The sequence below is a fragment of the Cupriavidus sp. YR651 genome, from assembly GCF_900101625.1.
Lineage (GTDB): Bacteria > Pseudomonadota > Gammaproteobacteria > Burkholderiales > Burkholderiaceae > Cupriavidus.
In genome coordinates this window covers 106,934-128,003 of record NZ_FMYZ01000010.1, presented here as the reverse complement: position 1 = coordinate 128,003, position 21,070 = coordinate 106,934, and the positions used below count along the sequence as shown (strand labels likewise).

Below are 21,070 nucleotides of genomic sequence, written 5' to 3'. Positions count from 1 at the left end.
CTGATCGGACGATTGGTCGCATGCGAATTTACAAACCGTTCTCGACCATATCCAGCAGCCGCTGCCCGATGATGGCCGCTTGCTCCTGTGCGCGGCCGCGCAGCGGGCCATCGATCAGGAGGATCGCAAGCCCATGCACCGCGGACCATGCGACATACTCCGCGCCGGGACGGCGCTCGGGCGGCAGCAGTCCCGCATCCACCCAGTGGTCCAGCGCGGCGCCCAGCAGCTGGAACGGATTGAGTCCACTGTTGCCGGCCTTGGCGGGATCGGCGTCGTCTTCCACGTCATCCGGCACCGAGAACGCGGTGCGAAACAAGCCGGTCTCCGCCAGCGCAAATTGCAAGTACCCGGTCCCGACGGCGCGCAGGCTGCCACGCGCCCGGTCCGCTGGCGAGGCATCTGGCGGCAGCGCTCCAAGCTGGGCCTCCATCGCCATCGCCAGCCCCGACAAGGCGGCGGCGCGCACCGCCTGCAGCAGGTCCTGGCGGCTGGCGAAGTGTCGATAGGCGGCATTGGGCACCACGCCCGCACGGCGCGTGGCTTCACGCAGGACGACGGCGTCCGGGCCTCCCGCGCGGGCCAGGTCGATACCGGCTTCCAGCAACGCGCGGCGGAGATCGCCGTGCCGGTAGGTGGTGCGCGTGGGCGGCGATTGCGGCGTTGCGGCGGCGGTTCGGTTCATTTCCACTCCGATGTGGACGCTGTCCACACTATCTGCTAACTTATAGTAGACAGTGTACACAAATGCCGCCAGATACTGACGCAAGAGACCCAGGAGACGCCTGTGCTGAAGACCATTTCCCTTGTTGTAATTGCCCTGATCGCGCTTGTGCTGATCTACGCGGCCACCCGCCCCGACAGCTTCCGCGTGGAACGCCGCACCACCATCCAGGCATCGCCCGACAAGATCTACCCGTATCTGGTGAACTTCCAGCGTTGGGACGCGTGGTCCCCTTACGAGAAGAAAGACCCATCGATGAAGCGCACTTTTGGCGGATCGCCCGAAGGCAAGGGCGCCACCTATGCGTGGGAAGGCAACAAGGACATCGGCATGGGCAGCATGGAGATTACCGACACGCAAGCGCCATCGCGTGTCAGCCTGCGGCTGGACTTCACCAAGCCGTTCGAGGCCCACAACAACGTTGATTTCACGCTGCGCCCCGCTGGCGCCACTGCCACCGAAGTCACCTGGGCCATGCATGGTCCCAATACCTTTATCGGCAAGATCATGCAGTTGTTCTTTTCGATGGACAAAATGGTCGGGCAGGACTTCGAGGCCGGACTCGCCAGCCTGAAGTCCGCCGCGGAGCAATAGCTTTCAGAGAATCGGCGCGAACAGTTTGGCCACGTGCATGGCCACCCGCATGATCGCCGGTGACGACAGGAATTCCTCTCGGCCGATCTCCCGCGCCTGCGCAAAGTCGGCCTCGAGCATGCGCGTCACGTCACGCGCGAAATCCGGATGGGCGGTCATCACCATCATCTCGAAGTTAAGCCGGAACGAGCGGTTGTCGAGATTGGCCGTCCCGATTGCCGCGGCCTCGTCGTCAATCAGGATGACCTTCTGGTGCAGGAAACCCGGCTGGTAGCGGTAGATCCGCACACCCGCGCAGATGGCCTGATAGGCGTAGAGCGTGGAGGCCGCGTAGACCACCAGATGGTCCGGCCGGGACGGAATGAGGATGCGCACGTCCACGCCGTGCAGCACGGCCAGCCGCAACATGGCGAACACGGCCTCGTCCGGGACGAAATACGGCGACGTGATCCAGAGCCGCTCGCGCGCGGACTGGATCGCCTCGACAAAGAACAGCGAGCAGGTCTCCTGTGCATCGGCGGGCCCCGAAGGCACGATCTGGCACACCATCGCCCCCACCGCCTCCTGCGGCGGCAGCATCAGATACGGCACGTCGCGTGCCGCCCAGTACCAGTCCTCCGCGAACGCCATCTGTAACTCCAGCACGGCGGCGCCGCGAATCTCGATATGCGTGTCGCGCCATGGTGCCAGCGGGGGATGCTTGCCCAGGTATTCGTTGCCGACGTTGTGGCCACCGACGAATGCGCGCGCGCCATCGACGATCACGAGCTTGCGGTGATTGCGGAAATTGAGCTGAAAGCGATTGACAAAGCCGGGATGCGTGGCAAACGGCCGCGCCTCCACGCCCGCCTGCTGGAGGACGCGCACATAGCCGCGCCCCAGGCCATGGCAGCCGATGCTGTCGTAGAGGAAATAGACCTTGACACCGGATTGGGCGCGCTCGCACAGGCGGCGCTGGAGTTCCCGCCCGAGTTCGTCATCATGGACGATGAAGAACTGAACCAGCACCACCTGCGTGGCGGCTTCGATCGCGGCGAAGATCGCCTCGAAGGTTTCCGTGCCGTTGATCAGCAGCCGCACGTTGTTGTTGGCAAGGCAAGGCAGGCCGGTCAGGCGCGGCAATGCCCGCATGCAGGCCTGCGCGGGCGAGGCCACCACGCACGCCCTGAGGGCGTCGCGCTCTGGCGCACTCATCCCCTGGCGAATTTCGCGGAGGCGATCGTTGTTGAAGCGCCGCGCGTTGACGTACCCGGCGAACGTGCTGCGACCGAAGATCAGGTAGGGAATCAGCGCGAAGTACGGCATCATCACCAGCGATCCGGCCCACGCGATGGCGCCCGGCGCCGTCCGCACCGTCATGACAGCGTGCAGCGCGGCCAGTACGCCGACAGCGTGGAAGGTCACGACGACCGCGGCAATCACGCTAGGACTCAGCAACATGGGCAGGTTTCAGCCTTGGCAGACCCGTACACGATGAGCGCTATTCTGGCATAGCGCGCCGCTGACCGGCATCCCCCGTCCGGCGCATTCCATCCGGCAGGGCTGCCTCATTTTTAGGCGCGCCGATGCCACGGCTTGCGGACGCGCGCCAGGTCGCCCGGGCCTGGCAGTTATCCACACAATCTGTGGATAAGAATCTTCCGACGATCCAATGTAACAGCTTGTCGCTTGCCGACGTCCCCTGAATTTTTTCAAGATTCTCCTATTGTTCGTGCCCCGGGCGCTGGGTACGCTGAGCCGTGTTTTTACGTCTTTCAATCCGTTTCAGGTTCCGATAGCCGCTGTATGAATGTCACCACCAACATCGCGCTGCTGGCCAACCGCGAGTCGCCCCGCCATCCTCTTCAGGAAATGCTGTCCATCGCCGGCTTTCGATGCAGTCTCTTCCAGGCCGGCCGGGACCTGATCCACGGCCTCGGGCACGACAGCTATGACATGTTGCTGATCGACAGCGAACTGCCCGACGTCTCTGCCATCGACATCATTCGCGCGGTCCGCTCGGTGCGTGCCCGCGACGTACCCATCGTCATGCTGTCCAGCCAGAACAACGACGACGACCTCGTCGAAGCCCTCGATGCGGGCGCTGACGATTACGTAGTCGGCCCGCTGACATCCCGGGTGCTGCTGGCGCGCATCGCCGCACTGCGCCGGCGCATGTCGGACACACGCATTCGCGGCACCATGCACGTCCGTGCCGGCCCCTACGAACTGAACAACATCGGACGCTTCGCCGTCTTCGACGGCAAACGCATCCGGATGACACCGAAGGAATTCGACCTCGCCACGCTGATGTTCGCCAACGCGGGACGGATCCTCGCCAGCAAGCGCATTGAACATACGATCTGGGGGCACGACCTCCCGCCCCTGTCGCGCGCCCTCGCCGGACTGGTGTCCCGCATGCGCAGGACACTGAACCTGTGTCCGGAGAGCGGCGTTACCGTGAATGTCGTCTACGCCCAGGGCTACCGGCTCGATATCATCGACCATGTGGCCCGACATGACCTTGGCGAGACACCCCGGCCGTTTCTAGTGGCGTAGCGGATAACGCCCATCACCTGCCCCGACTTGCCCAGGCAGCCTCAGCTGTCGAGGCCGCCTTGGCTGGCCAACTCTCCCAGATCGATCACCGCCATGCCGCTTGCCGCGCGTTTGGCGTCGCGCTTGGCAATAGCCGATGCCGCGCCTATGTGCCGGCTGCCCAGCCGCTGCGCCGCCATGGCCTCCGTGCTCACGCGCACCACGCCGACTGCCATCGTGACCGGAGCATAGAATACCGGCCGGCCAAACCGATCCTCGCCGTGAATGCCGCCCGCCGCGCGGTCAGCCGGTGCGTACATGGCCCGTGCGGCCTCGTTGAAACGTGTCATCGCCTCGCGGAGGCGTCGCTCCCAGTCATCGCCCTGATACAGCACGAGGAAATCGTCGCCGCCCACGTGACCCAGGAAATCGCGTGCCGGATCGCAGGCCTCCGCGAGGATGGCGGCCGCACCCTTCAACATTTCATCGCCCCTCCAGTATCCGTAGCGATCGTTGAAGGGCTTGAAATGATTCAGGTCGACGTAGCATGCATGGAACGGACTACCGGCACCGACCAGACGGTCGATATGCTGGTTTAGCAGAATGTTGCCCGGCAGAAACGTCAGCGGATTGGCATAGCGCGCGGCTTCCATGCGCACCTCGGTGATCGCGCGCAGCAGGTCCGCGCCTGTGCCGAGGCCCAGATAGCGGCCACCATCGGTAATCACAAATCCGTCCGCCAACGCGCGTGGGTGCTCCCCGGCAAACCAGTGCGCCATATCTTCCAGTCCCGCGCGAGTGTCGAAGCACACCGGCTCCCGGCTGGCCAGCGTGATGCAAGCCTTCTTGCCATAGAGCTCGCGGTGGAACGGCGTGGCATATCGGTCGATCAGGGTCTGGCGATTGATCATCGCAATCGGCCGCATCTCCTCGTCCACCACCGCCATCGCGTGGAGATCGGGTTGTGCGTGAAAGACGCCGAGCACGTCGTTATTGAGTGTCGCAGGGCTGGCCGTCGGCGCCGGCCTCATCAGGCGCCCCGCCGTCATCCCTGACCATCCAGACCGCAGCGTCTGTGGAAACACTGCAATCTGCTTGGAAACGAGCACCTGCCGCACCGCCGGCATCACTTCCCGCGGAGGGGTCGGCACCGGCCGGCCCAGAAAGTAGCCCTGCCCCGCGGCTACGCCAAGGTCCCGCACCACAGCCAGGGATTCCGCGTCTTCAATGCCTTCCGCGATCAGGCGTCCGCCGAATGCACTCATCATCCGCAGCACCGCGCGCAGGATCTCCAGCCGGCGCGAGCTGGAGCCGATGCCTTGCACCAGCGACTTGTCGATCTTTACGAACTGTGGCGACAGGTCGGCCAGCATGTCCAGATTGGCATGGCCGGTGCCAAAGTCGTCGAGCGCATATTGCAGGCCCATCTCGCCCAACACCGTCATGGCGCGGCCGAAGCTGGCCGGATCGCCGATGGCTGTCTGCTCGGTGACTTCGATCACCACACGCGCCGGCGCGATGGCGCTGGCGGCACTCGACATGCCATCGGCGCCCAGCAGCGCGGCCATCGCCTGCCCACGGCCCGCCAGCAGGCGGCGCAAGGTCTGCGGACTGAAATTCAGGAACAGCTTGCCCGGCAGGTCCAGGGTCGACCACGCGGCCAGCGCCGTGCGCGCGGCCTCCAGTTCCAGGGCAACGGTGCCGTTGGTTGCCTCGGCCAGACGGAACAGCGCATCGGGCGATGCGTAGGCCGACCCGACCGGACCGCGAATCAGCGCCTCATAGCCCAGCACCTCGCTGTTTGCCAGCGTCACAATGGGCTGGAATACCGCGTGCAGGGGCGGCAGGCGCACGGCCTCGGGGGCCGCGCCGGACTCGGAGACGACTGGCAGCATGGAACAGGAAGACGCTAGGCGCGCAAGGAATGACGAATGCGGGCCACCCCCTCGCAAGCGAGCCGGAGTGACCATGCCCCGTCAGGGCGGATGACGGGCCACCCGCAGGTTAACGGCCAGTCCGGAGCAATCATTAGTGAGGCAGGTTGGCATGAAGCGGACGTCATTTCATGACAACAATGTGTCGCTGGTGTGACATTCCCGATGAAACAAGAGTGTCACGCCGACGTCACACCACTCGCCGAACATCGCGCCGCACTGCAACAGGATCATGCCTTCGATGCCCCTCGCCGGGACAGACAGAAAGGCAGGTCCGGCAGTGGTCAAAAGGGTCATGGCATGGCCGGGGCTTTTGTCTCGGAGGAGTGTGTTTCGTGTTGCAAGCCATCAAGCTCAATCTGCCGCGTGCCCAAGCCGGGTCGGCGTGGCGCAAGCTGGCCCGCCTGCCGCTGGTTGTGCGGCTGTCCGCCGCCTTCGTCCTGATCTACGGATTCGGGGCCATCGTCGGCCTGACCGGGATCGTCAATCTCATCGCTCTCAAACAGGACACCGATACGCTGTATCAGCGGGATATGCGCGGTGCGATTTCGGCCGAGCGGGCCCGGGCGTCGCTGGCCACGCTGGGGCAATCACAACTGGCCCTGACGCTGGCCACCAGTTCCAGTGAACGCGATACCGCGGCCAACGATATCCAGGAGGCGCTGCGCCAGCTCGACCAGGCCGTCGATGGCGTGCGGCAAGCCGCACCACGCCAGGCGGAAGCGCTCCACAAGGAGCGCGCAGCCGCTGGCGAACTCATGAGCGCCTATGTGGCCCTGATTCGAAAGCAGCCGCTCGATGCGTTGCAGTTCGACAGCGCTGTCTCCGTGGACGGCCATTTTCTCGGCGAACAACTGCAGAAGCTCGGCGCCCTCATGGAGACCACGCGCAAGGCGCTGGAGCGTCAGGCCGCCGACACGGTTGCGGGCGTTGCGGCGAGCCAGGTGACCGCGCAGACGGTCATGGCGACTCTGCTGGTGGCCAGCTTCATTGCGGCCGCACTGCTGGCCTGGTTTGCCGCGCGTGGCCTGACCCGCGAGCTCGGTGGCGAGCCCCGTGACGCCGCGGCCGTCGCCGATCGCATCGCCAGCGGCGACCTCACCGCCAGCATTGCCCTGCGCGCGCACGACAACGGCAGCCTGCTGTTTTTCCTGGCGGGCATGCGCGATCAACTGGCCGGCGTCCTGTCCCGCATCCAGGATTGCGCGCACGAAATCACCGCTGCCAGCAGCGGCATCGCATCGGGCAACCAGGAACTGGCCGCGCGCACCGGCCGCCAGGCCTCCGCGCTGGCCGAGGCTGCGGACAACGTGGCGCGGCTGACCGCGCTGGTCCAGCAGGCCCACGCGCAAGCAACCGAGTCCAGTGCGATGGCCAGCCAGGCCCGCGAAGCCACCGGTGCGGGCATGGCCGTGGTGCGCGACATGAGCGGCGCCATGGCCAACGTACACGGCCATTCGCGCAACATCTCCGAGATTGTCTCGGTCATCGAGAGCATTGCGTTTCAAACCAACATCCTCGCCCTGAATGCCGCCGTGGAAGCTGCGCGCGCGGGTGTCGCCGGGCGCGGGTTCGCCGTGGTGGCGCAGGAGGTGCGCGCCCTGGCGCAACGCAGTGCCAATGCGGCGCGCGAGATTGGCGGGATCGTCGGTGATGCCGCAAAGGAAATCGAACGCAGTGCCGGCCTGAGCAGTCGCGTGGTGGCGGCGATGGAAGGCATCGAATCCGCCGTGAACCACAGTCACGCGCTGGCCGGCCAATTGCGCGAGCTGGCCGATGAGCAGGCCGCGGGCATCCGCACCGTGGGCGACGCATTGGGCCAGCTCGAGCAGACCAGCGCCCAGAATGGCGCGCTGGTGGAGGCCGTCACCACCCAGGCCGCGCGGCTGGACAGCCAGGCGGCCGCGCTGGAATCGGACGTCGCACGCTTCCACTTCTGACCGTCTGACCGTCTGACCGCGGCGGGCGCTCGCCCCCGCTTCTTCCGTCCCCGCCAATTCCGCCCAGGCCGAAGCCGCAGTGTCGTACGCTGCGGCTTCAGTTTTTGGACGTCGCTGCCGTAAATCGGGATATTCCGATTTGTCCGCGCCCACCCGTGCCCGTAGCATCACTGCTCAGCTACCGCTGACGGCTGGGCGGTGACACTCCCTTGGGGCGACCTGGGGACATCCTGGGACGACTCTTGGACAAGGAAGCGAGGACCGCGCATGCCGCTACGCAAGGCAGTGCAAGACGACACATCGTTCCAGAACGACTTCGAGGCGGACGGCAGGGACTGGGCGCCGCGCCTCAGGCCATGTGGCAGTTGCCACGCCTGTGAGGCGCCGCTGTCCGACGGCATGTTGTTCTGCAACGAATCCTGCCAGCAGGTTTTTGAGCATTTCGAAATGCAACTTTTGAAGAAGCGCTGAGCCGGCGCTGGTTGGCGGTCCCCATCGCCCTGTCCGTAAATTCCCTAATTGTCTGCTTGTCAACCGAGGGGCCTCGCGCCCCGTTTTCTCCTGCATTGGCCCATTGTGTGGCCCGCAATTTGGCCAGTTTCCCGCGCCTGGTTCGCAGCAGTCCGAACGCAGGTGTGTCGGCCCGAAACAATTGACATCGAGGGGTAACCGGCATTTACGAGTTGAGCGACCAAGTTACAGAACTGTTGCACTTACGCACATTTTGTGTCGCCTCTGGCACGTCATAGCCGAGTACGCTTGTCTCATCCAAACAGCGACTGACCACCACAGGAAATCATGTCTGAACGCCTCATCATGCTGGACGTACCCGGCGTCCTGTATTCGGACCGCTCCGCTGCCCGCCTGGGCGGTATGCCAAACACGGGAACCCTGCGGGATGTCAGGTTCTTCGATCCCATCGCGCTTGGCTTCCTGCGCCGCCTGTTCGGCATCGCCGGGGCCCGCGTGGTGGTGTCGGATGCATGGCGACGCGGCACGCCGGCGGCGATCTTCCAGCAACTGGACCTGCAGGTCGAAGGCATGACCCCGCGCGTGGCGGGTGGACACGGCGCCGAGATCGACGCCTGGTTCACGCAACGCACCGCGCCGGGCGCCTGGGTGATCCTGTCCACGGCAGCCCCCGAGACGATGAGCGCGACGCAGCGCGCGCACCTGGTGAGCGTCGATCCCGCGGAAGGCCTCACGGTGACCAACTTCCGCCAGGCACTGGACATCCTCGGTGTCGCGTGCCCATCCACGGTGACGCCGGATTCGCGCGTCGAGCCTGGCCTGAAGGCCAAGCTGCGCCACCTGCAGCAACTGGCACGCGAGGCCCCGGAGCGCTTCATGCCCGCCCCGGCCGCAGCCGAGGCACGCGAGCAGGCGATGGCCGTCGCCGTGGCCAGCCTGACCGGACAGAGCCTCCGACCGGCAGTGATCCACGCCTGAGCCCCCCTAGCCTTCCGTTGAAAGAAAATGGCCGCAATGATTCGCGGCCATTTTTCATGGGTGCGTCAACGGTCAACGGCACAGGTTCCGCGCGAGATCCCATCAGGATGCGCGCAGGATCGGCGCGAGATCAGCGGGGATTCAGCTTCACGCCAGGAAAATCCACCGGTACGTGGAACGCCACGTTGACGTAGTTGGTGAACAGGTTCAGCGCCACGTGCGCCAGGATCTCGACAATCTCCTCGTCACCAAATCCGACGGCGCGCAATTGAGCGACATCGCTTTCGCCAAGCTGACCGCGATTGTTGACCACCTTCAGCGCAAACGTGATGGCCGCAGCCGTCTTCGGGTCGTCGGAACGGCCGGCCTGTGCCGCCGCCATCGCCTCTGCCGATGCGCCCGCCTTGCGGCCCAGCGCCGTATGCGCGGCCAGGCAATATTCGCAGCGATTTCGATCGGCAATGGCCACGGCGATCTTCTCGCCCAGTTGGGCAGGGATCACGCCACCACCCAGCGCGCCAAACGATCCCCACATGGATTGCAGTGCGACGGGTGAATTGGCGACAGCGCGGAACATGTTCGGCGTGGTGCCGAAGGCGGCCTGGATCTGGCCAAGGGCAGCAGCGCTGCCAGCCGGGGCGGTCTCGGCACTATGCAGGGGTACGCGTGCGGTCATGATGAACTCCTTCTACTGGTGTCAGGCGAAAAGCCGGATTGGGTTTCGGGCGTTGGCGTGGTGCATGAGGCCACTGCCCTTGGAATCCACTATCGTCGCGAACACCGCACGGAAGGATACAATTCATCCACCAAACATACCCATTCATCCAGACCATGCCGCCGACCGCCGGGCCGCCGCCCGATCGCTTGTCCGCACTGCTCGAGCGCTTTCGCATTCGAGCCCACCTGTTCCATGCGGGCCCGCTCTGTGGCGTCACCCGGTTCGACGAGGAAGGCCGGGGCTTCCTCCACGTCCTGCGTGAAGGCCAGATGGAGGTCACGCACGCCTCGCGCGCACTGCCGCGACGCTTGCGGATCGATGAACCGACGCTGCTGTTCTACCCGCGCCAGACGGTCCACATGTTCCACAACCCACCGCTCGACGGCTCACAGTTCACGTGCGCTACGCTCGATTTCGATGGCGGTGCGATGAATCCGATCGCCCGCGCATTGCCGCCGCTGATTGTGCTGCCCCTGGCGCGTGTGGAAGGTCTCGATCCCGCGCTGGCGCTGCTTTTCGCCGAAACGGAACGCGTGCGCTGCGGCCAGCGGCTGCTGGCGGACCGGCTGTTCGAGGTGGTGGTCATCCAGTTGTTGCGCTGGCTGCTGGACCATCCGGACCAGGCCGGCATCCAGCCCGGGCTGATTACAGGGATGTCCGATCCGCGACTCGCCCGCGTGCTGGTGGCCATCCATGAGTCGCCTGGCGATGCGTGGAATCTTGAGAACATGGCCTCTTGCGCCGGCATGTCGCGCAGCGCCTTTGCGGCAGCATTTCGCGATATCGTCGGCCAGACGCCCGCCGACTATCTGGCCGACTGGCGCGTGAGCCTGGCGCAGTCGAAGCTGCGCGCGGGCGTACCGATCAAGCTGATGGCCGACGAACTGGGGTATGCCAATGCGTCGGCATTATCGCGGGTCTTCCTGGCCAAGGTGGGACAGTCGCCGCGCGACTGGTTGCGCGACGTCGAAGTCCGGGAGGCGCGCTAAGCGGGCATCGTCATGCCTGACAATGCCCGTCAGGCTGACGTCAATAGTCGACCGTCATCGCCACCTTGAACGTGCGCGGCGCGCCCTGGACCAGGTAGCCACCGTATGCGGACGACCAATAGTCCTTGTTGCCCAGGTTTTCGACCAACGCCCGGACCGTATAGCGCTGCTGCGCCGCCTTGAAGGCATAGCGCGCGCCCAGGTCGAAGCGGTTCCACGACGGCACGCTGATCGTGTTGGTCGCGTTGACCTGCTGCCGGCCGGTCTGCAGATAGCGGCCGGACACCGTCAAACCCGGCACAAACGGCAGGTCATATTCGGCACCCAGGTTCAGCGTGTAGTTGGGCACACCCACCGCTTGCTTGCCTTCGGTGTTCGCATCGCCGGTGTTCGACACCTTGGTGTCGATATACGCGACGCCGCCCAGCAGGCGCACGCCGCGCATCGGCTCGCCGAACAGGCTGAACTCCACGCCGCGGTTGCGTTGCTCGCCCGCGACCCTGAACACATCGTTCTGCGTCACGCCGGTAGGCTGCTTGATTTCGTAGATGGCCAGCGTCGTGCCGAACGTGCCAGCGTCATACTTCACGCCGGCTTCGTTCTGCTTGGACTTGATCGGCGGAAACACCTCGTCGCGGTTGATCGCACGGGTCGGCGGCGTCGGGCCCTGCGCGAGCCCTTCGATGTGGTTGTAGTAGACCGACACGCTCTGCAGCGGCTTGACCACCAGGCCGAACACCGGCGACGTGGCGGCCTCGCTGTAGTAGGTCACTGGGCCGTTGTTATAGCCGTAGCCGCGCACGCCGATGTTCTGGCGGCGCACGCCGCCGGTCAGCAGCACGCGGTCATCGAGGAACGACAGCGTGTCCGCGATCGATACACCGTTGAGGTTCGTGCGGCCGGTGACGGCCGGGTCGGTCATGCTGTTGCCGGTAAGGAAGGTAGCGGGACGCGGCACCTCCGGCGCATCGTAGAGGTTGGTGGCATAGCTGCGGGAAAGCTCATAGGCCGTGCGCTTCTGCGACTGTAATCCGGACCAGCTCAGGCTGACGGCGTGTTTGACCGGGCCGGTGGCAAACTTGCCGCGCACGCCGACTTCGCCGGTATACGTATCCTGCTTGAACGGCACGGTCAGGCGCGATGAGGTGCCGAATCCGTCGTTGCCCACCGTGGCGCCGCCATAGTTGCCGAACTCGTTGGTATGGTGCGCGCCAAACGCGGCGAATGTTGTCCAGTTCTTCGTGATGTCGTACTCGGCGCGCACCGTGCCGTACGTGTCTTCGAGCATCGAGTTCGTCCACGGCTGGGCGAAGTTCGTGGTCGATGACGGCACGGGCGGCAGCGCTGTCGCCGTCGACGTAAGTTGCACCGGGCCACGTCCCTGGTTCACGGCCTGCTTCTGGTAGCCAAAGTCACCGTTGATGCGGAACGACTCACCCTGGTAGTCCAGGCCGAGCGTGAACAGTCGCTGCTGCCGGTCTTCCTTGTCGATCGACGACTCGCCCCCGCGCGCCAGCGCGTTGACCCGGATGCCGAACTCCTTGGCGTTGCCAAAACGGCGGCCGATGTCCACGTGGCCGCCAACCTGGGCGTCGCTCGTATAGTCGATCGTCGCCTGCGTGATCGGCGCAGCGGTTGCATATTTCGGCACCAGGTTGATACCGCCCCCAATGCCGGAGCCACCCGGCGACACGCCGGTCAGGAATGCGCTGGCGCCCTTGAATATCTCCACGCGTTCCAGGCCTTCCACCGCCACCAGCTGGCGCGGCGCGATGCCGAACAGGCCGTTGTAGCCGACGTCATCGCCCGAGAGCGGGAAGCCGCGCACCACGAACGTCTCGGAGAAATTGCCAAAGCCATAGCTGCTGCGTACGCCCGGATCATTGGCCAGCACGTCGGCAATGCTGTGCGCCTGCTGGTCCTGCATCGTCTTGGCTGTATAGGACGTGATGCTGAACGGCACATCCATCATGTCCTGGTTGCCCAGGACGCCAAGCCGGCCACCTCGGGCCACCTGGCCGCCGGCGTAGGGAGGCGGCGACTGGTCCGGCGTGGCTTCGCCGCGCACGGTCACGGCCGGCAAGCTGGTGGCTTCAGCCGGCGTGGCAGCTTCCTGGGCGAATGCCAGCGACGGTAGCGCGCCAGCGGCGGCCAATACCGCGACCATGCGGCGAAGTCTGGTGGATGGGGATTGTGATGTGCGCGCGCGAGTGCACAAGAAAGCGCGAGATGCTGCGGAAGACAACGTAAAACTCCCTGAATGATGAATGACCCGCGAAGCAGGTTGACTGCCGCGGGTATGGACTGACCCGTGTCCGTTGATGCCGGCCGCGCTCTGCAGGCGCGGCTCGGGTACTGCACTACCACTGCATGAAAACGGCCGATGCGAAGACGCCAATGCCAATCGACGCTGCCGCGATCCGGCTCGTGGCGCGCGGGGCCCACGCGAACGCGCCCACTACGGCAAACGCGCTCACGGTGAGCAGTCCCGCCCAATAGAGGATGCCGAACACCCAGCCCTGCGCCGCGACGCAGGCAGCCAACGCCAGGCCCAGCGCGCCCCACCCTTGCAGCCGGAGCCGCCGCATGCGTTGCGCAGATGGCGATGTGCCGCGTCCGAAGCGATCGGCGTGATGTCGCTCGATCGTCTGCGCCAGCCAGGTAAATCCGCCGAGCGCAAAGCCGAGGCCGGCCAGGCCGACTGGCCACATCGCGAGGCTCGTCACGACATTTCTCCCACGCCGCCCGCCGCGCGCGCTGCGCCGCTGGTGCGCCGCATCCCGTGCGGCCGTCCCAGCATCCACGCGGCAGCGCCAAATCCGATACCGAGCGCCAGCACCGTGAGGTCGAAGCCCGCCACGACAGCCGGCCCGTGGACCAGCGTCACGCCGAGGTGCGACGTCGTGGTGAGTGCATTCAGCCCCGGCAAGCCGGCAAACAGCGCGGCCGCCATCCACAGCCATCCGCGCCACATCGCACGCGTCGGCCGCCATTGCGCGAGCAGCGCCACGACCACCCAGGCCGCGAAGAACGCGCGGATTTCCATGTCGGAACGGTGGGCCATATCAGTCGGCAGCAGCCGATTGGCCCAGAAGTAGGCGGCGAATGCGATCGGCACTCCGGCGATGACGCCGAGATTGAGGCTCTCCACCAACCGCAGACCGAACGGGGTGCGCCCCGTGATGGCGATCGTGCGGGCATGGGACTGCCGTGTCTTGACCGCCCAGAGCAACGCCCCGGTGGCGACCATCAGACAACCGGCCAGCCCGGACAGGAAGAGCAGCGCGCGCAGTAACGGCGGCGCGAAATGCGCTACATGCAGGCCGACCATCACGCCTCGGGTGGCGCTGGCTGCGGCCGGGTCATCGCCGAGCGTGGTTTGCAACGTTCCCGTCGTGCCCGAAAACACCATCGTGGGCGGCTGCGCGGTCAGGTTGCGCCCCGCGTCGCGCGTGAGGCTGACGATCGCATTGGCGTCGTTGGGCCGTTCCACCGCAATGCGCGCAGGCAACGTGCCATCCCAGTGCGCCACCGCCTGCGTCAGCATCGGCCCCAGGGGAGCGAGCGGTGCTGTCACGTCGGCGGCCTTGACGCGGGGCGCCCGGGCGGCCAGCTCCGCGTTGAACGCCTTCTCGTCGCCGTTGTAGACGGCCTGGATGCCCCACGGCATGTACAGGAACAGCAGTGTGACCAGCCCCGTGTAGGTGATCATCAGGTGGAACGGCAACGCCAGCACGGCCGTGGCATTGTGCGCGTCCAGCCAGGAGCGCTGGCCCTTGCGCGCACGGAAGGTGAAGAAGTCCGCAAAGATCCGCCGATGCGTGATCACGCCGCTGATGATGGCCACGAACATGAACATCGTGCAGATGCCGATGATCCAGCGTGCCCAGATCGCGGGCATGTAGTGCAGGTCGAAGTGCAGGCGGTAGAGAAACTCGCCGCCGCGGGTATCGCGCGCGCCGGGCACGGGATTGCCAGTAGCGGCATCGAGCGTGCGCGATTCCAGCCGGGCGCGATTGCCCTTGCCCGCGTCAGCCGCACGGGGCTGGCGCAGCCAGAACACCGAAATCGTCGGCCGGCGGTCGTCGGGAAGCGTGATGAACCAGCGCTCGGCATCGGGCGCCTGACGCTGCAGGAAATCCATCGCCCGTCGCGCGGCGTCGGTCGCGGGCACGTGTTCGTTCAGCGATGCGTGCAGCTCCGGCTTCATCCAGAGGGTGATCTCTTCCTTGACGTAGCTGGCAGTGCCGCCGCAAAACACGAGGAACAGTACCCAGCAGACCAGCAAGCCGGACCATGTGTGGAGCCACGCCATCGACTGGCGCAAGCCCTGACCTTTTCTGAGCGTTGCCATCACATCCCACGCATCGTCAGCCAACCCAGGCCCAGCAGTGCGCATGGCACCAGCAGACCGAGCCACGCGCGCCACACGCTATCCGCCGCGAACACCCACACCACGGCCACCCCGTACCAGAGGAACGACAACAAGGTGGCGGTGAGAACAGCCTCGGCACGCGGCAATCCGGCGCCGTGCACGAGTGCAAGGGACAGACATCCGGTCGCCACGGCAGCCAGTGCGTATCCGCCCACGATGGCGGCCAGTGCGCGCGAGGCGACTGCCACGCGGTATCCGGCCGAAATGCCCTGCTTCATGTCCTGCGTCTTCCCTGCTATCCGAGAACGCAGATGATAAGCGTTCTCATCTGCGTTGTGTATCCCAGACCGCATCGGCCATTGTATTTTCGTCAAGACAATGCCAGACATGTTGCAAAAACCCTGAAACGGCGCGCCTCACGGATCGACGCGTTTTCCGTCCAGTTTTTTGTATTCTGCATTGCAGAATTTCAATTCCACACTGCGGTTGACAGCGTCCGCCAATCGATGGGACGATCCGGTCCAACGAATACCGGTGGAATCACACCGGATGCCTTAGCCGGAGACATGCATGCGTAGTACCGCCACACCCACCTCCCCCACCTCCCCCACCGACAACTCGGACCGTACCGGTCACGCCACCCTCCCTCCCTTCCTGCCCGCTTTCCAGCGCCTGCACCAGACCATGGCCCCGTGGGTTGCCAGCGACCCCGATCGCGTGGCCGTCATGGATGCGCACCGGGCGCTGCGCTATGGCGAGCTGGATGCCGCCGTGCGCAAGACCGCCCAGACGCTGACGACCCTGGGCGTGCGCGGGGGCGACCGCGTGGTGCTGCTCACCGAAAACAGCGTGGGATGCGCGATCATCCTGCTGGCGCTGAGCGCGATCGACGCGTGGTCGGTACCGGTCAATGCGCGGCTGTCCGCGCGTGAGATCGCCAACATCGTGGAACACGCCGGCGCCCGCGTGACGCTGTATCTCGACAACGATTTTCCCGAGGCGCGCGAGCATGGCCTGGCGCGCGGCGCGCAGTGGGCCGAGTGGCCGCATGTGGGCCGCCTGCTGGTCAGCCCGGTCGACGACAACGCCGTGGCGGAACCGGTGGAAGCGGATGCGCACGACCAGGTGGCCGCGCTGATCTACACCACGGGGACCACGGGTGCGTCGAAGGCCGTGATGCTGACCCATGCCAACCTGATGTTCATCGGCCATTCCAACCGCATGCAGTCTCGCGTACAGCCGGGCGATCGCGTCTATGGCGTACTGCCGATCTCGCACGTGTATGGGCTGTCCGTGCTGCTAGTGGGCCCGCTGTCCAATGGCGCCACCGTCTACTATGAACCGCGCTTCCGGCCGGACAAGCTGGCGCGCACGCTGATCGAGGAACAACTGACGGTCCTGCACGGCGTGCCGGCCATGTACGCAAAGGTCATCGAATGGAGCCGTGCGCAGGGCCAATCGCTGCGCACGCCTTCGCTACGGATCGCGCAGTCGGGGGGCGCGCCCCTCACCGCGTCACTGAAGGCCGCTTTCGAGGACGCCTTCGGCATCCTCCTGAACAATGGCTACGGCATGACGGAGACCTCGCCGACCGTCTGCCAGACGCGCGTGGAATCGCCGCGCAGCGACTGCTCTGTCGGACCTGCCGTGCCGCACGTGGAAATCCAGCTGGGGCCGCTCCTGCCGGATGGCAGCGGCGAGCTGCTGGTACGGGGTCCGAACGTGATGAAGGGCTACTACCGCCGTCCCGACCTGACCGCGCAGGCCATCGACAGCGACGGCTGGCTGCACACCGGGGACCTGGCGCGCATCGACCCCGACGGGGCCGTGTCGATCGTCGGCCGCTCCAAGGAAATCATCATTCACTCGGGCTTCAACGTGTATCCGGAGGAGGTCGAGCAGTCGCTGAACGCCTTCCCGGCCGTGTTGCAGTCGGCCGTGGTCGGCCGTGCGGTGGAGGGCAACGAGGAAGTCATCGCATTCGTGGAGGTACGCGGCGGCATGACGCTCGACGAGGCCGCACTGCGCACCTTCCTGCGCGACCGCCTGTCGGCATACAAGATGCCGGCCGAAATCCGCATCGTCACACAGTTGCCCGCGGCGCCATCGGGCAAGATCCTGAAAGCAAAACTGCGCGAGCAACTGGCCACCGGCAAGGCCTGACACACAAGCGAACATGGAAACGCAGGCAGACACCCTCACCGCCCCCAAGGATGGGAATCGCAAGGAAGACCGCCACTTCGTCACCGCACTGGCGCGCGGGCTGGACGTGCTGGCGTGTTTTCGCGCCTTCGACAATGAACTCGGCAATGCCGAGCTGGCGCAGCGCTGCGGCCTGCCCAAGTCCACGATCTCCCGGCTGACGCACACGCTGACCGAACTGGGCTATCTGCAGGCGTTGACCGATCCCGTGCGCTATCGCCTGGGCAGTTCCGCGCTGGCCCTGGCCCCGGCGGCGCAGCAAGGTGCCGAGGTGCTGGCGGTGGCGCGGCCGTTCATGCAGGAACTGGCGGACCTGTCGCAGGGTGTGGCATCGCTGATCGTGCGCGATCGCGGTCGCATGCTGATTTTCGAGAACTGCCAGTCGGAGAGCTACCTGACGCTGCGCGTCGCGGTGGGCAGCCGGGTCTCCGGCCTGACCACGGCCGCCGGACGGGCCTACCTGGTGGCGCTGCCGCCGGCGGAACAACGCCAGGCATTGGCCGCGTTCCGCACCGACGACCGCGTCAGCGCTGCCCATGCCGAAGGCATCCTCTCCAACTCCCGCGAGGAATCGCGCCGGCTGGGCTGCACCACGTCGTTCGGCGACTGGCTGCCCGATATCAACTCGATCGCCCTGGCTTTCCGTCCGGGCCCGTCGCTGCCGCCGATGACGCTCAGCTGCAGCGGGCCCAACGCGATCGTGCCACCGGCTCACTTGCTGGAAAAGGTACGGCCGCTGCTGTGCGACCACATTCGCCGGATCGAGGCTGCCTGCGGCGTCACCGCCTGAAGGGATCGACGGCCGCAGGGATAGAAGCCTGGACGACCAGAAACCTGGTGGCCCGAGGATAGATGGGGTGACCTACAGGTCGGGATCCTTCGGATCCTGCCGGCGCCCCGGATGACTTTCCGCGGGTGGCTTGTCCAGCCGCTCATGCAGACGCATTTCAAACTGCCCCCCGAACCTGAGCAGCAACAGCCCGAGCAGTAGCGACAGGATCACCACGGCGTAGTATCCGGCGCCGGCGGCGGCACCAAGAATCGCCGCCAGCCAGATCGCGGCGGCCGTGGTCAGCCCTTGCGGCCGGTCATGCACGCCGTGGCGGGCAATCACGCCCACGCCGAGAAACCCGATCCCGGTCAGCAGGCCCTGCAACACGCGCGACATCGCATCGGGCGAATGGCCCGCCTGCGCCACCACCGTGACCGCCGCTGCCGCCCCGAGCGAGACCAGCCCCAGCGTGCGCATGCCGGCCGCCTTGCCGTGCAGGTTGCGGTCCAGGCCGATGATGGCCCCGGCCGCCAGGCCGCCCAGCAGGCGAAGAAAGAGGTCAAGCGAGAATTGGTCCATGCCGGGTGGATGCCATCAGGAAATTATCGGCCACGGATACACCGCAATCGCCGAGATGCCCACAGCTTAACGCGGGTCATGGGCGCGTGGTGCAGCGCGTTGTGGCAGATTGCCGTACGATGCTTGCTCCCCTGCCCACTCACGCCTACACGCCATGCCGCACCTCGTCATCGAACTCACCGAGAACACCCGCCTGACCTGTTCGCAGGAAGAACTGCTGGATGAAGCCAACGCCGCGCTGCTGGCCAGTGGGCAGTTTCAGGAACCGGATATCAAGTCGCGTTGCGTGACGCTATCCACTTACCGCCAGGGAACGGAGAACGTCGACCGCGCATTTGTCCACGCCACGCTGTCGATCCTGGACGGACGCGATCAGGCGGTGCGCAAGCAGCTTGCCGAGATCGTCTGCAATGCGATTACCGAAGCGGTTCGGCCGGGCGCCGCCGGGCAGAACGTACAGGTCACCGTGACGGTTCGGGAGATGGAGCGCGCGACTTTCGCCAAGCAGATTATTGGCAACTGAGCCGGCAGGAAGCGCCCGCGTCGGCGTGCGGAACCCCGCGCGCGGGCGTCGGAACGTCAGGACGTCAAAACGACAGCGCGCGCCAGGTTGCTGGCGCGCGCTGTCGTTCACGGCGATGGCTGCTCATCATCAGCAGACCATCAAGCCATCTCAGACCATCAGGTCACCGGCGCCGGGTTGAAGAGCGCGAGCGAGTTGTAGAGCTTGTGGTGCTCCGCCCAGGTCTTCTTGCGGCCGCTGGCCACATCGATCATCAGGCGGAACAGCTCCCAGCCCACGTCCTCGATCGTGGCCTCGCCGGTGGCGATGCGGCCCGCATTCACATCCATCAGGTCGTGCCAGCGGCGGGCCAGGTCGCTGCGCGTGGCTACCTTGATGACGGGCACCTCGGCCAGTCCGTACGGCGTGCCGCGGCCCGTAGTGAACACGTGCAGGTTCATGCCGGCCGCCAGTTGCAGCGTGCCGCAGATGAAGTCGCTCGCCGGCGTGGCGGCATAGATCAGCCCTTTCTGCTTGAGCTTCTCGCCCGGGGACAGCACGCCGGTGATCGGCGAACTGCCCGACTTGACGATCGATCCCATCGCCTTTTCCACGATGTTCGACAGCCCACCCTTCTTGTTGCCCGGCGTGGTGTTGGCGCTGCGGTCCACACGGCCGCGGTCCAGGTAGCGGTCGTACCAGTCCATCTCGCGGATCATCGCCTCGGCCACTTCCGGCGTGGCGGCGCGCGCGGTCAACTGGTCGATCCCGTCACGGACCTCCGTCACCTCGGAGAACATCACGGAGGCGCCAGCGCGCACCAGCAGGTCGGTGGCAAACCCTACCGCCGGATTGGCCGTGACGCCCGAGAACGCATCGCTGCCGCCGCACTGCACACCGACGACCAGATCCGATACCGGGCAGGTCTCGCGCTTGCGCGCATTGAGCTTTGCCAGATGGGTCTCCGCCATCGTCATGATCGAGTCGATCATCGACCCGAACCCGACGTGCTGCTCGTCCTGCAGGCAGACCACGCCGACCTGTACCTCGCCGGCACCGGTCTGGATCGGGATCGTGCCAGGCGGCATCAGGCGATCCGGCTGCAGCTTTTCGCAGCCCAGGCTGACCATCATCGCCGTCCCGCCGAAGTTCGGGTTCAGCGCGATATTGCGTAGCGTGCGGATCGGCACGATGGCATCGGGCGCGTCGATCGCCACACCGCAGCCATAGGTGTGCTCCAGACCGATCACGTCGTCGACATTGGGATAGCGCGGCAGCAATTCCGTCTTGATCCGGCGCACCGCGTGCTCCACTACCCCGGACACGCATTGCACCGTGGTCGTGATGGCCAGGATGTTGCGCGTACCCACCGAGCCGTCCGCATTGCGGTAGCCCTCGAACGTGTAGCCCTCCAGCGGCGGCAGCGGGGCCGGCAAGCGCGTGCCGATCGGCAGATCGGTCAGGCCGGGCGCCACCGGCATTTCGATCACGCGTTCATTCACCCAGCTGCCACGCGGCAGGTCCTGCAACGCATAGCCAATCGTGACGTTGTAGCGGGTCACCACGTCGCCCTTCTTCAGGTCGACCAGCGCCACCTTGTGGCCTTGGGGCACGCGTTCCACCAGCGTCAGGCCGCACGGAAACACCGTGCCGGCCGGCAGACCACCGTCGTTGGCGACGATCGCCACGTTGTCATTGGCGTGTATGCGGATGTAAAGCGGCGCGACGGTGGCCGCGGCCTGCGTATCCCGTTCCGACAGTTCCGACATTTGGGG

19 protein-coding genes are annotated in these 21,070 nt (G+C 65.7%); 9 read left to right on the top strand and 10 right to left on the bottom strand.

From position 1 onward, the window contains the following. Positions 1-28 precede the first annotated feature (28 nt). Positions 29-685: a TetR/AcrR family transcriptional regulator gene (locus BLR29_RS23870; RefSeq protein ID WP_092140273.1), complete on the bottom strand. Its 657-nt coding sequence runs from the start codon at positions 683-685 to the stop codon at positions 29-31. A gap of 102 nt (positions 686-787) precedes the next feature. Between BLR29_RS23870 and BLR29_RS23865 the strand changes: the two genes are divergently transcribed. Continuing rightward, positions 788-1,318 (top strand): SRPBCC family protein, encoded by a 531-nt coding sequence (locus tag BLR29_RS23865; RefSeq protein WP_092140271.1) that lies wholly within the window; start codon positions 788-790, stop codon positions 1,316-1,318. Between the two features lie 3 nt (positions 1,319-1,321). On the opposite strand, the gene cls is transcribed toward BLR29_RS23865, so the two are convergent. Then, positions 1,322-2,758 (bottom strand): cardiolipin synthase, encoded by a 1,437-nt coding sequence (gene cls, locus BLR29_RS23860; protein WP_092140269.1) that lies wholly within the window; start codon positions 2,756-2,758, stop codon positions 1,322-1,324. 345 nt (positions 2,759-3,103) lie between these two features. Here cls and BLR29_RS23855 point away from each other — a divergent pair, with 345 nt between their 5' ends. After that, positions 3,104-3,856 carry a response regulator transcription factor gene (locus BLR29_RS23855; RefSeq protein WP_092140267.1) on the top strand — a complete coding sequence of 251 codons (753 nt, stop codon included), beginning with the start codon at positions 3,104-3,106 and terminating at the stop codon, positions 3,854-3,856. 41 nt (positions 3,857-3,897) lie between these two features. Here the strand turns inward: BLR29_RS23855 and BLR29_RS23850 are convergent, their stop codons facing one another. After that, the gene (locus BLR29_RS23850; protein WP_092140265.1) at positions 3,898-5,730 is read right to left on the bottom strand and encodes a phosphodiesterase; all 1,833 of its coding nucleotides are present in this window, start codon (positions 5,728-5,730) and stop codon (positions 3,898-3,900) included. Positions 5,731-6,104: 374 nt separating this feature from the next. Here BLR29_RS23850 and BLR29_RS23845 point away from each other — a divergent pair, with 374 nt between their 5' ends. The 3 genes from BLR29_RS23845 to BLR29_RS23835 all read left to right on the top strand — a co-directional run bounded on the left by BLR29_RS23845 (position 6,105) and on the right by BLR29_RS23835 (position 9,158). Continuing rightward, positions 6,105-7,709 (top strand): methyl-accepting chemotaxis protein, encoded by a 1,605-nt coding sequence (locus BLR29_RS23845; protein WP_092140264.1) that lies wholly within the window; start codon positions 6,105-6,107, stop codon positions 7,707-7,709. A gap of 267 nt (positions 7,710-7,976) precedes the next feature. After that, complete coding sequence (locus BLR29_RS23840) at positions 7,977-8,180, top strand: hypothetical protein (protein ID WP_092140263.1); 204 nt, start codon at positions 7,977-7,979, stop codon at positions 8,178-8,180. A 327-nt stretch (positions 8,181-8,507) separates the two neighbouring features. Continuing rightward, complete coding sequence (locus BLR29_RS23835; protein ID WP_092140262.1) at positions 8,508-9,158, top strand: HAD domain-containing protein; 651 nt, start codon at positions 8,508-8,510, stop codon at positions 9,156-9,158. Positions 9,159-9,288: 130 nt separating this feature from the next. Here BLR29_RS23835 and BLR29_RS23830 read toward each other — a convergent pair whose 3' ends face one another. Beyond that, positions 9,289-9,834, bottom strand: a complete 546-nt coding sequence (locus BLR29_RS23830; RefSeq protein WP_092140261.1) for a carboxymuconolactone decarboxylase family protein — start codon at positions 9,832-9,834, stop codon at positions 9,289-9,291. A 155-nt stretch (positions 9,835-9,989) separates the two neighbouring features. On the opposite strand from BLR29_RS23830, the gene BLR29_RS23825 reads away from it, so the two are divergent. Further along, on the top strand, positions 9,990-10,865 hold the full coding sequence (locus tag BLR29_RS23825; RefSeq protein ID WP_092140258.1) for an AraC family transcriptional regulator: 876 nt from the start codon (positions 9,990-9,992) through the stop codon (positions 10,863-10,865). Positions 10,866-10,905: 40 nt separating this feature from the next. Here BLR29_RS23825 and BLR29_RS23820 read toward each other — a convergent pair whose 3' ends face one another. From BLR29_RS23820 to BLR29_RS23805, 4 genes are all read right to left on the bottom strand, one after another. After that, positions 10,906-13,032 (bottom strand): TonB-dependent receptor, encoded by a 2,127-nt coding sequence (locus tag BLR29_RS23820; RefSeq protein ID WP_092140257.1) that lies wholly within the window; start codon positions 13,030-13,032, stop codon positions 10,906-10,908. A 193-nt stretch (positions 13,033-13,225) separates the two neighbouring features. Continuing rightward, the gene (locus BLR29_RS23815; RefSeq protein WP_255371397.1) at positions 13,226-13,591 is read right to left on the bottom strand and encodes a DUF3325 domain-containing protein; all 366 of its coding nucleotides are present in this window, start codon (positions 13,589-13,591) and stop codon (positions 13,226-13,228) included. Next, positions 13,588-15,219 carry a PepSY-associated TM helix domain-containing protein gene (locus BLR29_RS23810; RefSeq protein ID WP_092140255.1) on the bottom strand — a complete coding sequence of 544 codons (1,632 nt, stop codon included), beginning with the start codon at positions 15,217-15,219 and terminating at the stop codon, positions 13,588-13,590. Before BLR29_RS23810 ends, BLR29_RS23815 begins: the two co-directional genes overlap by 4 nt. Further along, on the bottom strand, positions 15,219-15,518 hold the full coding sequence (locus BLR29_RS23805; protein WP_092140254.1) for a DUF3649 domain-containing protein: 300 nt from the start codon (positions 15,516-15,518) through the stop codon (positions 15,219-15,221). Before BLR29_RS23805 ends, BLR29_RS23810 begins: the two co-directional genes overlap by 1 nt. 292 nt (positions 15,519-15,810) lie before the next feature. Between BLR29_RS23805 and BLR29_RS23800 the strand changes: the two genes are divergently transcribed. Together BLR29_RS23800 and BLR29_RS23795 are read left to right on the top strand one after the other, a co-directional pair. Beyond that, entirely contained in the window at positions 15,811-17,403 is a 1,593-nt protein-coding gene (locus BLR29_RS23800; protein WP_255371396.1) for a class I adenylate-forming enzyme family protein, read from the top strand. A gap of 13 nt (positions 17,404-17,416) precedes the next feature. Further along, a complete protein-coding gene (locus tag BLR29_RS23795; RefSeq protein ID WP_092140252.1) occupies positions 17,417-18,232 on the top strand; it encodes an IclR family transcriptional regulator in 816 nt (271 codons plus the stop codon). A gap of 72 nt (positions 18,233-18,304) precedes the next feature. On the opposite strand, the gene BLR29_RS23790 is transcribed toward BLR29_RS23795, so the two are convergent. Continuing rightward, a complete protein-coding gene (locus BLR29_RS23790) occupies positions 18,305-18,793 on the bottom strand; it encodes an MgtC/SapB family protein (protein WP_092140251.1) in 489 nt (162 codons plus the stop codon). A 154-nt stretch (positions 18,794-18,947) separates the two neighbouring features. Here BLR29_RS23790 and BLR29_RS23785 point away from each other — a divergent pair, with 154 nt between their 5' ends. Continuing rightward, a complete protein-coding gene (locus BLR29_RS23785; protein ID WP_092140250.1) occupies positions 18,948-19,316 on the top strand; it encodes a 5-carboxymethyl-2-hydroxymuconate Delta-isomerase in 369 nt (122 codons plus the stop codon). Between the two features lie 158 nt (positions 19,317-19,474). Here BLR29_RS23785 and garD read toward each other — a convergent pair whose 3' ends face one another. Further along, on the bottom strand, positions 19,475-21,064 hold the full coding sequence (gene garD, locus BLR29_RS23780) for a galactarate dehydratase (RefSeq protein ID WP_092140249.1): 1,590 nt from the start codon (positions 21,062-21,064) through the stop codon (positions 19,475-19,477). Between the last annotated feature and the right edge of the window lie 6 nt (positions 21,065-21,070).